The sequence below is a fragment of the Actinoplanes sp. NPDC051859 genome (genome assembly GCF_044452725.1).
Classification (GTDB): Bacteria; Actinomycetota; Actinomycetes; order Mycobacteriales; family Micromonosporaceae; genus Actinoplanes.
Window position 1 is genome coordinate 346,452 of record NZ_JBITBX010000001.1, and the last position, 13,292, is coordinate 359,743.

A 13,292-nucleotide genomic window follows, 5' to 3' on the forward strand; every position below is an offset into this window, starting at 1 on the left:
ATCCATCGGCAGCGACGAGAAGCTCACGCGTCCGGTGACCGTCGGGGAAGAATAGGATCGCCCATGGGTATGTCGCTGCCGATCGCGCCGGAAGCGAACGAACTTCTCAACCGCGACCCGCTTTCTCTGCTCCTGGGGATGGTGCTGGACCAGCAGATTCCGCTGGAGAAGGCGTTCAGTTCGCCGTGGGTGCTGGCGCAGCGGTTGGGGCATGCGCCGACCGCGGAAGAGCTGGCCGAGTTCGATCCCGATGAGCTGATCGCCATCTTCGCCAAGCCGCCCGCCCTGCACCGCTTCCCCAAAGCCATGGCGGTACGGGTGCAAGAGGTCTGTCGAGCGCTTGTGGGCGCGTACGACGGGGAGGCGGCCGGTCTGTGGCGCGATGCCGCGGACGGCAAGGAGCTGCTCAAGCGGGTGGCGGCCCTGCCCGGCTTCGGCAAGCAGAAGTCGCAGATCTTCGTGGCGCTGCTCGGCAAGCAGTACGGGGTGCAGCCGCCGGGCTGGCGGGAAGCCGCTGGCGGGTACGGCGAGGTGGACTCGTTCAAGTCGGTCGCGGACATCGTGGATGGCGAGTCGTTGACCAAGGTGCGGGCGTACAAGAAGCAGATGAAGGCGGCGGCGAAGGCGGCAGCGGACGGTTAGGAAAGCGCTGACGGCGGCTGCGACGAGCGGGCCAGCAGGCTGGCCATTTTCTCGACGGGCAGCGGCTCGGCGAAGAGGTAGCCCTGGCCGATGCCGCAGCCGAGCATTTGCAGCTCGGTGGCCTGCTCAGTGGTTTCGATGCCTTCGGCGACGGTGGTCAGGTGCAGAGCGTGGCTCAGGCGCAGGATGGCTTCGGTGATGCCCGCGCCTTCCGGGGTGCCGTTGAGTTCCGCCACGAAGCTGCGGTCGATCTTCAGGATGTCGACCGGTAGCCGGGTCAGGTAGTGCAGCGAGGAGTAGCCCGTACCGAAGTCGTCGATCGCGACCCGGATGCCGTGGGCGCGGAACTCGGCCAGCATGGTGATGGCCGCGACGTCGTCGACCAGGGCGGATTCGGTGATTTCGAGGACCAGCCGGCCCGGTTCGAGGCCGGTGAGCTGCAGGACGGTGAGGACGTCCGCCACCAGGGTCTGTTCCTGGAGCTGCCGGGGTGACAGGTTGACGCTGACGTACGTGTCGCTGTCCCAGCCCACGACCTGCTGGCAGGCCTCGCGCAGCACCCAGAGGCCGAGGGTGTTGATCAGGCCGTTGCGTTCGGCGATCGGGATGAACCGGTTCGGGGAGACCATGCCGAGCTCGGGGTGGTGCCAGCGGACGAGCGCCTCGACGCCGATCGGGCGGCTGTCGGACAGGTCCACCAGCGGCTGGTAGAGCACGGTGAGCTCGCCGCGTTCGAGGGCGCCGGCCAGGTCGTCGCCGAGCTGGGCTTCGGCGGCGCGGGCGTCGGACATCGACGGGTCGTGCAGCTGGACGCCGTGTGTGCCGAGGTTCTTGGCCTGGTACATGGCGATGTCGGCGCGGCGCAGGAGGTCCTTGGGGGTGTCGCCGGGGCGGGCGGTGGTGACGCCGACGCTGGCGCGGACCGGCATGACGTCGTCGCCGAGCTGGACCGGGGAGGCCGCGGCGGTGGCGAGGATGCGCTGGGCGGCGGCCAGTGCCGAGTCGGCGTCCGGGACGTCGGTGAGCAGGACGACGAACTCGTCGCCGCCGATTCGGGCTGCCACGTCCTCGGCCCGTACGGAGGAACCGAGAATTTCGGCGATCCGGGTCAGCATGAGGTCGCCGGCAGCGTGCCCGTAGGCGTCGTTGACCAGCTTGAAGTCGTCCAGGTCGATGAGCAGCAGCGCCACGTCGTCGCGGACGCCGACGGTCCGGGCGAGGCGGTCGTCGAGGCCGGCGCGGTTGGCGAGCCCGGTCAGCGGGTCGTGCAGGGCCATCTGCTGCAGCTCGTACTCGCGCTGTCGCAGCTTGGTCTCGACCTGCTGGCGGCGCTCGATGTCGAGGCGCAGCGCGGCGGTGGCCGAGTCGACCTTGCTCATGGCCCGGTTGCGGGCGCCGGTGAGGATGCCGACCAGGGCGGTCAGCAGGATGGTGATGGTCAGGCCCAGCGCCCACGCGGAGCTGACGATGCCCCGGTCGGTCTCGGTGAGCAGCCGCTCGGTGGGGTGCACCTGCAGCTTCCACTGCCGCAGCCCGGCCGTGATCCACGAGGTGCGGCTGAACGTCGTGGAGGGGCGCGCCTCGTCGGCAATTGCCTGGGCCACGACCCGGCCCTTGACGCCGTCCGGGTCGGACAGCTCGGCGGTCACCGCTCCGTGCGCCTGCGCCCGCATGGTCTCGTTGAGCAGGTCGCCGCCGTGCACGCCGAGGTTGAGCCAGCCGCGGATCGGGCCGTTCTTGAAGTAGACCGGCATGGCGAGGGTGAACGAAAGCTGCTGCTGCTCGACCGGCAGGGCACGGTCGGCCGGGAACACGTACGCCCGGCTCACCGCGAGCGCGCCGACGATGCGGGCCTCGTCCAGGGTCTCGTCGGTCTCGGGGATGCTGGTCAGGTCCTGGCCGGTCGTGACGGGTACGCCGTCGAAGGACTTGTTGAACACGACGAACGTGTGCTCGACGCCCTTGCTGACGGGCTGCAGGCGCAGGTCGGGTGCGCCCTTGCCGCGCCAGTACTCCTCCAGCATCGCGACGCCGGTGTCCTGCGACGAGACGACGAAGCTCAGCGAGGTGGCGCCGGGCAGGCGGCGGTTGCTCACCTTCGAGGTGATCCAGTTGAAGTGTTCGGCGTTGAGGTCGTCCTGGGCGCCGAGGGCGATGGCGACGTCGGCCAGGGTGTCGCCGTACCGCTGCAGCTCGGTGGAGATGGCCCGGTTGAGGTCGCTGGTGTAGCGGTCCATGAGCTGGGCGGTGTAGCGCTGCTCGGTGTTGCCCGCGCCGATGGCGGCACCCCAGGAGGCCGCGGCGCCCACCAGGGCGACCACGACCACGAGCGCGACGCCGGACCACCGGCGCCGCTTCGGGACGAGGGACATCGTCGGCACGTGCTTTTGATCGGCCGCTGTGCGCCGTACTGAAGGAACGCCGGGTGGTATGTGGGTTTGCGGCAGTGCGAGGATGGTTCGGTGAAGAAGCAGCCGGAGCGGCCGGTGCTGATCACCGACGCCGCCCGCAGCCAAGAAGATCAACTCCGCAGCCGACAGCTCCGCTATGTGACGATGATGGGCATCCGTGCCGGATGTCTGATCCTGGGTGCGGTGCTCATCAGCGCCGAGGCCCCGCTGCTCCCGCTCTGGCTGATCCTGTGCGCGGCCGGCATGGTGTTCCTGCCCTGGGCCGCGGTCCTGATCGCCAACGACCGCCCACCCAAGAGCAAAGCCCACCCGCCGGCCCCACAGCCGCAGTCGACCCCGCGCGCCCTCGACGAGGCCGCCGACCAGCCCACCCCGCCCCGCACCATCGACGTCGAGCCCTAGGGGCGAGCGCCGACTTTCTGCACCGCCGCGGCGCCGAGAGCGGCGCCGGCCGTCAGCGCGGCTTCCGGCTCGGCGCCGGAACACCATGCCTTGAGCAGGCCCGCCGCAAAAGCGTCACCCGCGCCGGTCGGATCGAGCGACGGTACGCGGACACCCGCCACCGACCGCAACACCCCGTCCCGCGATCCCCAGACGGCACCCTCGCCCCCGCGTTTGACGACCACGTTGCGGACGCTCCGGATGAGAACCGCCGCCTGGTCCTCCGCGGTGCCGGGGCCAGCCAGGACCTCGGCTTCGTCGGCGTTGCACAGCAACAGGTCGACGTCGCGTACCCAATCCAGGAAAGCTCCCGCCTGGCTCAGCGGGGCCGCGGAGGCCGCGTCGACGCTGGTTGTCAGGCCGCGATAGCGGGCCGCCGCGAGCGCCGCAAGCCCGCCCTGCCGGGATTCCGGGTGCAGCAGGGGATAGCCGGACAGGTGCAGGTGGGCGACGTCTTCGGCGGCCTCGACCGCGGCGGCGACGTCGATCGGGGCGAGCAGCAGGGCCGCGCCGCGGTCGGTGATCATCGTCCGCTCGTCAGGGCTGCTGAGCACGACGACGCTGCCGGTCGCCGCTCCTGGATGCCAGCCGACCGCACAGTGCACTCCGGCGTCGGCCAGCTCGGCTACCCGCTCCCGGCCGGCGTGGTCGTCGCCGACCGCCGCGATGAGGGTCACCGCGGCTCCGGCGTGGGCGAGCCAGGCGGCCGTGTTGGCCGCCTGCCCGCCGCCGCCGATGGTGATCTGGGCGTCGGTGTCCGAGCCGTCGGCGAGCGGCCCGGACCGCACCACTAGCACGTCGGTGACCAGGTCGCCGACGACGATCAGTCCCGCCCCCGCTGGCGTGCTCATTGCGGCAGGGCGAACCCGAGCGCGGTGTGGGCCGGTACGGCCGCCGCGGCGATCTGCGCGGCCAGAGCGGCGTTGCGCAGGATGATCCGGACGTTGACCTCCAGGCTCTTGCCCTGCGTGCTGCTGTGGAAGTGGGACAGCAGGAACGGCGTGACGGCCTTGCCCGTGACACCGTTCGAGGCCAGCAGCTCCAGGCCCTCCGCCAGCGTCCGGTCGTGCAGGTCGGTGTCCAGCTGCTCGTCCGTCGGAAGCGGGTTGCCCAGCACGAGCGCACCCGCGCCGACGCCGTGGTCTTCGCGGGCGGCCATCGCCGCGGCGACCGCCTCGGGGGAGTCGAGCTGCCAGTCGACGTCGAACCCGCCATCGGTGACGAAGAAGCCGGGGAAGCGCCGGGTGCCGTACCCGGCGACGGACACGCCCAGCGTCTCCAGGCGCTCCAGCGTCGCGCCCACGTCGAGGATCGACTTGACGCCGGCGCAGACCACGACAATCGGCGTACGGGCCAGCGTGGTCAGGTCGGCGGACTCGTCGAACGTGGTGTTCGCCTCCCGGTGCACGCCGCCGAGCCCGCCGGTCGCGAACACGCCGATGCCCGCGGCCGCCGCAACTGCGCTGGTCGCGGCGACGGTGGTGGCACCGTCTGCGCCGGTGGCGGCGGCGATCGCCAGGTCCCGGACGGAGAGCTTGGCGACCCCGTCCGCGGAGGCCAGGTGCTCGACCTGGGCGTCTTCGAGGCCGACGATCAGTTCGCCGCCGATCATGCCGATCGTGGCGGGCACCGCGCCGTGGTCCCGGACGGTCTGTTCGATCTCGCGGGCGACGCGCAGGTTGTCGGGGTGCGGCAGCCCGTGGGAGATGATCGTGCTCTCCAGCGCCACCACCGGGCGGCCGTCGCGGCGCGCCCGGGTCACATGATCGCCGTATCGGATGGTGAAGCGGCCCACCGGCCGCGTGGAATCGGTCACGATGGCAACGGTACGGCCCTGGCCCGGGCTGTTGTCGTTGGACCGACCAAGCGTGAGGTGTCAGACTTGCAGGTTGGAGCTTCCGCCGCGGAGGCCGGGGGGCGAGCGGCGGGAACGAGACCTAGATCCACGAGGCTCAGACCGACGAGTCTGACACCGACGAGAGGCAGCCGCCGTGAGCACGCAGATCCTCGAGCGCCCGGAGACGAAGGACGCGGACACCGGGCCGGAGATGTTCCACTACGTGCGCAAGGAGAAGATCGCCGAGAGCGCCGTCATGGGCACGTTCGTGGAGGCTTTGTGTGGGGAGAAATTCCCAGTGACCAAGTCGCCGAAGCCGGGTTCCCCCGTATGCCCGCAGTGCAAAGAGATCTACGAGTCGATGAAGGTCTGAGCGGAGTAGCGGGGGCGTGACGGGAAGTTACAGCCTGCTCGTCGCGGACCTGATCGGCGTGGCGGTTTTCGCCGCCTCCGGTGCCAGCGCGGCCGTGGCGAAGCGGCTCGACCTGTTTGGCGTGGCGTTTGTCGGCTTCCTGGCAGCGCTGGGCGGCGGCATCCTGCGTGATCTCGTGATCGGCGCGGTGCCGCCGTTGGCCTTCTCCGACTGGCGCTACGCCGTGACTGCCATCGTTGCCTCACTGGCTGTGTTCTGGTTGCACCCCCAGCTCAACCGCCTGCGCCGCACGGTGCTGCTGCTCGACGCCGCCGGGCTCGGCCTGTTCACCGTGACCGGCACGCTCAAGGCGATCGACGCGGGCGTGCCGCCGGTGGGTGCCTGCCTAGTGGGCATGCTCACGGCGATCGGTGGCGGCCTGGCCCGCGACCTGATCACCGGGGAGATCCCCGTGGTCCTGCAACGCGACATCTACGCGGTTGCTGCGCTCTGCGGCGCGGTCGCGGTCACCGTCCTGAGCTGGCTCAACGTCGCCGACCCGATCACCCTGGCGCTGTCCGCGGCCGGCGTCACAGGTGTACGCCTGCTCGCCCTGTACCGCCGATGGTCGGCCCCGGTGGCCGTGCCGTAGCAGGTGCCCATCCGGCGCCCGGGACGGTCACGCCGCGACGGGATCCAGCTTGTCGCCGCTATGCTTGGCGCAGCCTCCGCGGCATTCCGCGGGGGCGTTTGTGTGAATGGAAGGGATCTCCGCAGCTTGAGCCCGCCGTTGCCGAATCTCGAAACCTTCCCAGCCCTGCGTGACTGGCAGCGCAAGGCGCTCGTGCGCTACCTGCGCAAACGCTCCGCGGACTTCATGGCGGTCGCGACTCCCGGCGCCGGCAAGACCACCTTCGCGCTGCGCATCGCCGCCGAGCTGCTCTGCGACGGCACCATCGAAGCGGTCACGGTGGTCTGCCCCACCGAGCACCTCAAGACCCAGTGGTCGCAAGCCGCGGCCCGGGTGGGCATTCAACTCGACTCGGCGTTCCGCAACTCCGACGTGCACAGCTCCCGGGACTTCCACGGGGCCGTGCTCACGTACGCGCAGGTGGGCATGGCGCCGGCCGTGCACCGGCGGCGCACGATGACCCGCCCGACGATGGTGATCCTCGACGAGATCCACCACGCCGGCGACTCGCGTACCTGGGGTGACGGGGTCAAGCAGGCCTTCGACGAGGCCGAGCGGCGGCTGATGCTGACCGGCACCCCGTTCCGCTCCGACGACAACCCCATCCCGTTCGTCGAGTACGAGCGCGGCGACAACGGCCTCCAACGCTCCCGCTCCGACTCCGTGTACGGCTACAGCGACGCCCTGCGCGACGGTGTCGTCCGGCCGGTGATCTTCCTGGCGTACTCGGGGGAGACCCGCTGGCGTACCAGCGCCGGTGACGAGTTGGCTGCCCGCCTCGGCGAGCCGATGACCAAGGACCTGATCGCGCAGGCGTGGCGCACTGCCCTCGACCACCGCGGTGACTGGATGCCGCAGGTGCTGCGGGCGGCCGACGCCCGGCTGTCGAAGCTGCGCGAACACGGGATCACGGACGCCGGCGGCCTGGTCATCGCGAGCGACCAGCAGACCGCCCGCGCCTACGCGAAACTGCTCGGCGAGATCACCGGCCGGCCGGCCGTGGTGGTCCTCTCCGACGACGACGGCGCTTCGGCCCGGATCGGCGAGTTCGCCGCCTCCGACGAGCGCTGGATGGTCGCCGTCCGGATGGTGTCCGAGGGCGTCGACATTCCCCGCCTCGCTGTCGGCGTGTACGCCACCAGCGCCTCCACTCCGCTCTACTTCGCCCAGGCCATCGGCCGGTTCGTGCGGGCCCGCCGCCCCGGCGAGACGGCGACCGTGTTCGTGCCCAGCGTGCCGCACCTGCTCGGCCTGGCCAGCGAGATGGAGGTCCAACGCGACCACATCCTCGGCGCTCCCAAGGATCCGGACGGCCTCGACGACACCCTCCTCGACCGCGCCCAGCAGTCCGAGGACGCCGCCGGCGAGCTGGAGAAGCGCTTCGAGGCCCTGTCGGCCACCGCCGAACTCGACCAGGTGATCTACGACGGCGCCTCGTTCGGCACCGGCGCCCGGACCGGTACGCCCGAGGAAGAGGAATATCTGGGCCTGCCGGGCCTGCTGACCTCGGATCAAATCGCTGTGCTGCTGACCAAGCGGCAATCGGAGCAGCTGGCCGCCCAGAAGAAGGCAGCGGCGTCGGCTCCCGCCAGCGAGGCTGTCCCAGCTCCGCGCGAACCGGTGGCGTCGATGAGCGCTGCCGAGCGGCGAGTGTCGCTGCGCCGACGCTTGAACGCCCTCGTCGCGGCGCACCACCACCGCACCAATGTGCCGCACGGCAAGATTCACGCCGAGCTGCGGCGGTTGTGTGGTGGGCCGCCGAGTGCGCAAGCCACGATCGAGCAGCTCGAAGAACGCATAGCCACGGTTCAGACTCTCTGAGCCGGTCGGTGGAAGCGTGCGGGTGTTCGTGGGTGAGCCCGGTGATTCGCGGGACGCTGCGGCGCTCTGATACACCCTGACGGCTCTATGGCGCGCCCTTCGGTTGACCCGGGCAGCGCGGGGCATTCCGCGGATCTGGCGGTTGCGGCATTCAGGCCGAGTCTGGAATAGCTCGGCAGCTCGGCGCAGTGGCGGGTTGAATGCCACGTCGTCGGTCGTCGGGGGAAATTTCGGGTAGGCGGGTTTTTGCGGTGGGCGGGCAGAGTTGCCGTGGCTGGGGTCGCCCCCGGCGGCGCGAAGACCGGATGTGATCACGGAGCGTGCTGGATTCCGGGGTGGTGGAGCGGTCGGGTTCCCCCGTTCGGGGCAGGAAAAAAGGGCGTCCCGGCGGCGGGACGCCCTTTCGCTGCCTATTGGGGGTTAGTTGGAGTTAGACATCATATCTGCGCCGCGCCACGAGAACTCGGGGTCGGCCGCGTACTGCACCGCGATCTTCACCAGGTCTTCGGCGTACCTGTTGGCGTGGTGTCCGCAGAACACCAGCTCGCCACCACCAGCCAGGGTCAGACGGAGCTTTCCAGCTGCATTGCAGCGGTCGCACCGTTCATCGGCTGCTGTTCCGGCCACGCTTCCCGCCGGCGGCGTGAGAGTCGGGGTCATCGCCTTCCTCCTCTGGTCGTCACCGATGAACATGTTCCTCGGCTACTGCTCACCCATCGTGCAACATCCTTGGCCGCTGCGACCTTCCCACTGTGCCCCGGGGGGACCCAAGTCACACGTGGTCGGGCTAGTGTGCCGTGCCCCAAGGGTGCCACGTCAACGATCACTTCTGCACAACGGTCTGGTCACCACTCGATGATGTACGGGTAGTGACCAAAAGGGCACAGACTGTTGACTACCTGACCGCTTTTCCGGTATTCATCAAGCTGTCCGTGTCTCTACCCGGAAAACTGATCTTGGTTCGCTGACAGCGAAAACCGGCAGCCCGCGCGCGTCGAACGCCTCGGCAAGTCCGCGCCGCCCTTCCTTACCCGCAGCGGGTTTCCCAGGCGGTCAGCGAATCTGCCGCCCGAGAACAACACGCTGCGGGCTGAGGGAGGCGTCAGTCGAGGTAGTCGCGGAGGACCTGCGAGCGCGACGGGTGCCGCAGCTTCGACATCGTCTTCGACTCGATCTGCCGGATCCGCTCCCGGGTCACCCCGTAGACCTGGCCGATCTCGTCGAGGGTGCGCGGCTGGCCGTCGGTCAGGCCGAAGCGCAGCCGGACCACGCCCGCCTCCCGCTCGGACAGCGTCTGGAGCACCTGCTGGAGCTGGTCCTGCAGCAGCGAGAACGAGACCGCGTCGACCGCGACGACCGCCTCGGAGTCCTCGATGAAGTCGCCGAGCTGGCTGTCGCCCTCGTCGCCGATGGTCTGGTCCAGCGAGATGGGCTCCCGGGCGTACTGCTGGATCTCCAGCACCTTCTCCGGGGTGATGTCCATCTCCTTGGCGAGCTCCTCCGGGGTGGGCTCGCGGCCCAGGTCCTGGAGCAGCTCGCGCTGGATGCGGCCGAGCTTGTTGATGACCTCGACCATGTGCACCGGGATGCGGATGGTGCGGGCCTGGTCGGCCATGGCGCGGGTGATGGCTTGGCGGATCCACCAGGTGGCGTACGTGGAGAACTTGTAGCCCTTGGTGTAGTCGAACTTCTCGACCGCGCGGATCAGGCCCAGGTTGCCTTCCTGGATGAGGTCCAGGAACGCCATGCCGCGGCCGGTGTAGCGCTTGGCCAGCGACACCACGAGGCGCAGGTTGGCCTCGAGCAGGTGGTTCTTGGCGCGCTCGCCGTCGCGGCCGATCCAGCGCAGGTCGCGCTCGAAGTTGCGGTCGAGCTTCTCCTCGCCCTCGTCGCAGGCGCGCAGCCGCTCGGCGGCGTAGAGCCCGGCCTCGATGCGCTTGGCGAGCTCGACCTCCTGCTCGGCGTTCAGCAGGGGGACCTTGCCGATCTGCTTCAGATAGGCGCGGACCGAGTCGGCCGAGGCGGTCAGCTCAGCGTCGCGGCGGGCCTGCTTGAGCGCCTCGGACTCCTCGTCGTCCCACTCGAAGTCGCCGTCGGTGGCCGAGCTGGCGGCGTCGGTGGCGGCGGCCTGCACCATGGCGGCCGGCTCCTCCACGACGACGTCCTCGATGTCGGCGGCGAGCTCTTCGGGATCGATCTCTTCGCCCTCGACGGGCTCGCCGTCCTTGCCCTTGGCGGCCTTGGCCGGGCCAGCGGCCTTCTTGGCAGCGGGGCCGGCTTTCTTCGCGGCGGCCTTCTTGGCGGGCGCGGCCGGAGCGGCACCATCGCCCTCGGTCGCCTGCTTGGGCGCCGGAGCGGCCTTCTTGGCCGCGGGGGCCCGGGTGGCTTTGGCGGTGGTGGCCTTCGAGGCGGGGGTGGCGGCGCGCGCGGCGGCGACCCGGCGGCGGGTGCTGGCCGAGCCGTCGACGACGACCGTGACGCCCGCGTCCACGAGGGCGCGGAGGATCTTCTTGGCCTGCGCCGGAGTCACCTCGGCGGACTCGACCGTCTGCACGACCTCGGCCGACGTGATCTGCCCGCCCGCACCCTGCGCGTGGGCGATCAGGGCCTCGGTGAGAGAGCGAACGTCGGCACCGGTCTGGTGGGCTTCTGTCACGAATGACCTTCCGGAGGGCGAGAAACAATGGCCAAGGGCCCAGCGCAGCACGCGGCAAACGAGGCTGGCCGGTGTGGTGTGGGAGCCCGCGGATCGCGGACGAGGCTTGCAGGCGGGTGTCCGTGAAGCGAGGGCAGGGGTGAATTGTAGCGCCGTCCAGCGAGATCCTCTCGTCGCAGCACGCCGCGGGGGGTCGCCGACCTCGCTTCGTACGCCGGGCGGGAGAATGGTAGCCGCTGAGAGGGCGGTGTGGAGTGGCTGAGAACGCCGAGGTGCCGGCGCCGGAGAAACTGCTGGCAATCGCCGTACGGATCGCGCGGGAGGCCGCGGAGACGGCCCGGCGGATGCGCGCGGAAGCGATCACCGACGTGCAGACGAAGAGTACCGATACCGACGTGGTGACGGCGGCTGACAAGGCCGTCGAGCGCGAGGTGGTCGAGGCGCTGCGCCGCGAGCGGCCCGGCGACGGCGTGTTGGGCGAGGAGTACGGCGACAGCCCCGCTCCTGCCGGCCGGGTCCGGTGGATCCTCGACCCGATCGACGGCACGGTGAACTACCTCTACGGCCTCCCGCAGTACGCGGTGTCGCTCGCCGCGGAAGTTGACGGCGAGGTGGTCGCTGGAGTGGTCCGTAACGCCGCGACGGGCGACGAGTGGACGGCAACCCTGGGTGGCGGCGCGTGGCGCGGCGAGCGGCGCCTCAGCGGCTCCGTACGCACGGATCTGGACCAGGCGCTGGCGGCGACCGGCTTCGGCTACGACCCGGCTCGGCGCGCGCACCAGGCGGCCGTGCTGGCCGGGCTGATCACTCGGGTGCGGGACATTCGCCGCTTCGGTGCGGCCTCGCTGGACCTGTGCGCGGCGGCTGAGGGGAGCGTGGACGTCTACTTCGAGAAGGGTCTGCAGCCCTGGGACCACGCGGCTGGCGGGCTCATCGCCACCGAGGCGGGCCTGCGAGTGTCCGGACTCGACGGACGGGCACCGGGCGTCGACATGCTGGTGGCCGCGCCCCCGGCCCTGTTCCCCGCATTGCATGACGCGTTGGTGGAGCTCGACGCCGCGGGCGGCCCCTGACGCCGTCAGGAGTCCTTCTTGTCCGGTGCCGCGCAGGCGCCCGCCGGGACCTGCGGCTCGCCCAGTTCGACGAGCGACTGGTTGACCTCGGTGCTCGTGGCGAGCTGCGAGAACTGGCTGCCGATCGCTATGTCGACGACCTTGCCCTTGCGCTTGGGGTTGTACTGCACCTCGGCCTGATTGAGGAAGTACGCCCGCAGCAGCCAGGCTGAGCCGACCGCCTCGGGGCCGTACCGCATGACCGCGACCCCGTCGACCTTCTTGTCGTTTTCGGCGGGCTTCTGGGTCTGGAACTGGCGGTTCTTGAACTCGTTGGTGACGTTGTCCGCCAGGCCCGGCTGGTCGGTGCCGTTGTAGACCTTCACCGTGACTTCCTGCGCCTTGTCGGGCAGGTTCACGTCGGCGTGGACGGAGCCGTCCGGGCAGCCACCGTCAGCGACGGCGTCCCCCTGGGTGTCGCGGACCAGTGCCACCACAACGAAGACCACCGCAGCCACGGCGAGCACGCCGACGACGACGAGCGCTCGGACGCGCGCAAAGCTCATGGGCCAGAACTCCCGGGTGAGGTGGTGGAGTGACGGACGGGTCTGCCGGTGAGGTTAGCGTCTAGTCCCGACGCGCGCGGAAACCGGGAATGTTTCCGGCGCGCCGACGATGATCCTCGGGCTGTGCCCCCTACCTTGATGTCGCCTCAGTCACATCGGGAACAATTGGCCGCCCATGGACGTACAAGCCTCGCACCCGGGCGGTAAGGTGCCGCGTTTGCCGGGGCTGTTTCGCAAGGGGGTGTGGGCGCCTCGGCGGACGATCGTTCCCTGCTGTCCGGGCCGGGGAGAAAAGTCCGTCACAACGGGAACCGAAACGTCGCTGCCGGCGTTACTTACGCCAAGTGACACATCGATACAGGAGAGTGAAGACCGATGGCCACCGACTACGACGCCCCGCGTCGCGACGAGGTCGACCTCGGCGAGGACAGCCTCGAAGAGCTCAAGGCCCGCCGCGCCGACTCGCAGTCGGGCGCAGTGGACGTCGACGAGGTCGAGGTGGCGGAGAGCTTCGAGCTCCCCGGCGCTGACCTGGCCGACGAGGAACTCACCGTCAAGGTCCTGCCGATGCAGACCGACGAGTTCCGCTGCGCTCGCTGTTTCCTCGTCCACCACCGTAGCCAGCTGGCGGTGGAACGCAACGGAGAACTGATCTGCCGCGAGTGCGCCTGACCGGCGTACTGGCGGTGTGGGAGCCACCCGGTCGTCGTCGACGGCCGGGCGTCGTGTGACCCCTAGCGTTCGCCAGGGATCGTGCGACGAGTGATCCGTGTGCCCGGCTGACGCTTTGGGTAGAGGGGTCACTGACGGCAGACGATCGGGA

At 70.0% G+C, this 13,292-nt stretch carries 13 protein-coding genes; 7 read left to right on the forward strand and 6 right to left on the reverse strand.

Annotation, left to right across the window (positions count from 1 at the left end; genetic code table 11):
* The first annotated feature begins 63 nt into the window (after window positions 1-63).
* Window positions 64-642 (forward strand): HhH-GPD-type base excision DNA repair protein, encoded by a 579-nt coding sequence (locus tag ACIA1L_RS01570; RefSeq protein ID WP_396070381.1) that lies wholly within the window; start codon window positions 64-66, stop codon window positions 640-642.
* On the opposite strand, the gene ACIA1L_RS01575 is transcribed toward ACIA1L_RS01570, so the two are convergent.
* Window positions 639-3,014: a putative bifunctional diguanylate cyclase/phosphodiesterase gene (locus ACIA1L_RS01575; RefSeq protein ID WP_396070981.1), complete on the reverse strand. Its 2,376-nt coding sequence runs from the start codon at window positions 3,012-3,014 to the stop codon at window positions 639-641. The two genes, ACIA1L_RS01570 and ACIA1L_RS01575, sit on opposite strands and share 4 nt — an antisense overlap.
* Before the next feature lie 90 nt (window positions 3,015-3,104).
* On the opposite strand from ACIA1L_RS01575, the gene ACIA1L_RS01580 reads away from it, so the two are divergent.
* Entirely contained in the window at window positions 3,105-3,455 is a 351-nt protein-coding gene (locus tag ACIA1L_RS01580) for a DUF3099 domain-containing protein (RefSeq protein ID WP_396070382.1), read from the forward strand.
* Here ACIA1L_RS01580 and ACIA1L_RS01585 read toward each other — a convergent pair.
* Window positions 3,452-4,345 carry a carbohydrate kinase family protein gene (locus ACIA1L_RS01585; protein ID WP_396070383.1) on the reverse strand — a complete coding sequence of 298 codons (894 nt, stop codon included), beginning with the start codon at window positions 4,343-4,345 and terminating at the stop codon, window positions 3,452-3,454. The two genes, ACIA1L_RS01580 and ACIA1L_RS01585, sit on opposite strands and share 4 nt — an antisense overlap.
* Window positions 4,342-5,289, reverse strand: coding sequence for a pseudouridine-5'-phosphate glycosidase (locus ACIA1L_RS01590; RefSeq protein WP_396070982.1), 948 nt, complete (start codon window positions 5,287-5,289; stop codon window positions 4,342-4,344). Before ACIA1L_RS01590 ends, ACIA1L_RS01585 begins: the two co-directional genes overlap by 4 nt.
* Window positions 5,290-5,485: 196 nt before the next feature.
* Here ACIA1L_RS01590 and ACIA1L_RS01595 point away from each other — a divergent pair, with 196 nt between their 5' ends.
* The 3 genes from ACIA1L_RS01595 to ACIA1L_RS01605 all read left to right on the forward strand — a co-directional run bounded on the left by ACIA1L_RS01595 (window position 5,486) and on the right by ACIA1L_RS01605 (window position 8,195).
* Window positions 5,486-5,704, forward strand: a complete 219-nt coding sequence (locus ACIA1L_RS01595) for a DUF3039 domain-containing protein (RefSeq protein ID WP_396070384.1) — start codon at window positions 5,486-5,488, stop codon at window positions 5,702-5,704.
* A 16-nt stretch (window positions 5,705-5,720) separates the two neighbouring features.
* On the forward strand, window positions 5,721-6,335 hold the full coding sequence (locus tag ACIA1L_RS01600) for a trimeric intracellular cation channel family protein (RefSeq protein ID WP_396070385.1): 615 nt from the start codon (window positions 5,721-5,723) through the stop codon (window positions 6,333-6,335).
* 126 nt (window positions 6,336-6,461) lie between these two features.
* Window positions 6,462-8,195: a DEAD/DEAH box helicase gene (locus ACIA1L_RS01605; protein ID WP_396070387.1), complete on the forward strand. Its 1,734-nt coding sequence runs from the start codon at window positions 6,462-6,464 to the stop codon at window positions 8,193-8,195.
* Between the two features lie 420 nt (window positions 8,196-8,615).
* Here the strand turns inward: ACIA1L_RS01605 and ACIA1L_RS01610 are convergent, their stop codons facing one another.
* A complete protein-coding gene (locus ACIA1L_RS01610; RefSeq protein WP_396070388.1) occupies window positions 8,616-8,855 on the reverse strand; it encodes a hypothetical protein in 240 nt (79 codons plus the stop codon).
* Window positions 8,856-9,297: 442 nt separating this feature from the next.
* A complete protein-coding gene (locus tag ACIA1L_RS01615) occupies window positions 9,298-10,851 on the reverse strand; it encodes an RNA polymerase sigma factor (protein ID WP_396070389.1) in 1,554 nt (517 codons plus the stop codon).
* Between the two features lie 254 nt (window positions 10,852-11,105).
* Between ACIA1L_RS01615 and ACIA1L_RS01620 the strand changes: the two genes are divergently transcribed.
* The gene (locus ACIA1L_RS01620; protein ID WP_396070391.1) at window positions 11,106-11,924 is read left to right on the forward strand and encodes an inositol monophosphatase family protein; all 819 of its coding nucleotides are present in this window, start codon (window positions 11,106-11,108) and stop codon (window positions 11,922-11,924) included.
* Between the two features lie 5 nt (window positions 11,925-11,929).
* Here ACIA1L_RS01620 and ACIA1L_RS01625 read toward each other — a convergent pair whose 3' ends face one another.
* Window positions 11,930-12,469 carry a LytR C-terminal domain-containing protein gene (locus tag ACIA1L_RS01625; RefSeq protein ID WP_396070392.1) on the reverse strand — a complete coding sequence of 180 codons (540 nt, stop codon included), beginning with the start codon at window positions 12,467-12,469 and terminating at the stop codon, window positions 11,930-11,932.
* A gap of 375 nt (window positions 12,470-12,844) precedes the next feature.
* On the opposite strand from ACIA1L_RS01625, the gene ACIA1L_RS01630 reads away from it, so the two are divergent.
* Window positions 12,845-13,141: a DUF4193 domain-containing protein gene (locus tag ACIA1L_RS01630; RefSeq protein WP_023561654.1), complete on the forward strand. Its 297-nt coding sequence runs from the start codon at window positions 12,845-12,847 to the stop codon at window positions 13,139-13,141.
* Window positions 13,142-13,292: the final 151 nt, after the last annotated feature.

What these genes read in the sequence shown, in the direction of transcription:
- ACIA1L_RS01575 (WP_396070981.1), bottom strand. Translation starts at nt 3,014, where the DNA reads ATGTCCCTCGTCCCGAAGCGGCGCCGGTGGTCCGGCGTCGCGCTCGTG.
- ACIA1L_RS01630 (WP_023561654.1), top strand. Translation starts at nt 12,845, where the DNA reads ATGGCCACCGACTACGACGCCCCGCGTCGCGACGAGGTCGACCTCGGC.
- ACIA1L_RS01585 (WP_396070383.1), bottom strand. Translation starts at nt 4,345, where the DNA reads ATGAGCACGCCAGCGGGGGCGGGACTGATCGTCGTCGGCGACCTGGTC.
- ACIA1L_RS01570 (WP_396070381.1), top strand. Translation starts at nt 64, where the DNA reads ATGGGTATGTCGCTGCCGATCGCGCCGGAAGCGAACGAACTTCTCAAC.
- ACIA1L_RS01610 (WP_396070388.1), bottom strand. Translation starts at nt 8,855, where the DNA reads ATGACCCCGACTCTCACGCCGCCGGCGGGAAGCGTGGCCGGAACAGCA.
- ACIA1L_RS01625 (WP_396070392.1), bottom strand. Translation starts at nt 12,469, where the DNA reads ATGAGCTTTGCGCGCGTCCGAGCGCTCGTCGTCGTCGGCGTGCTCGCC.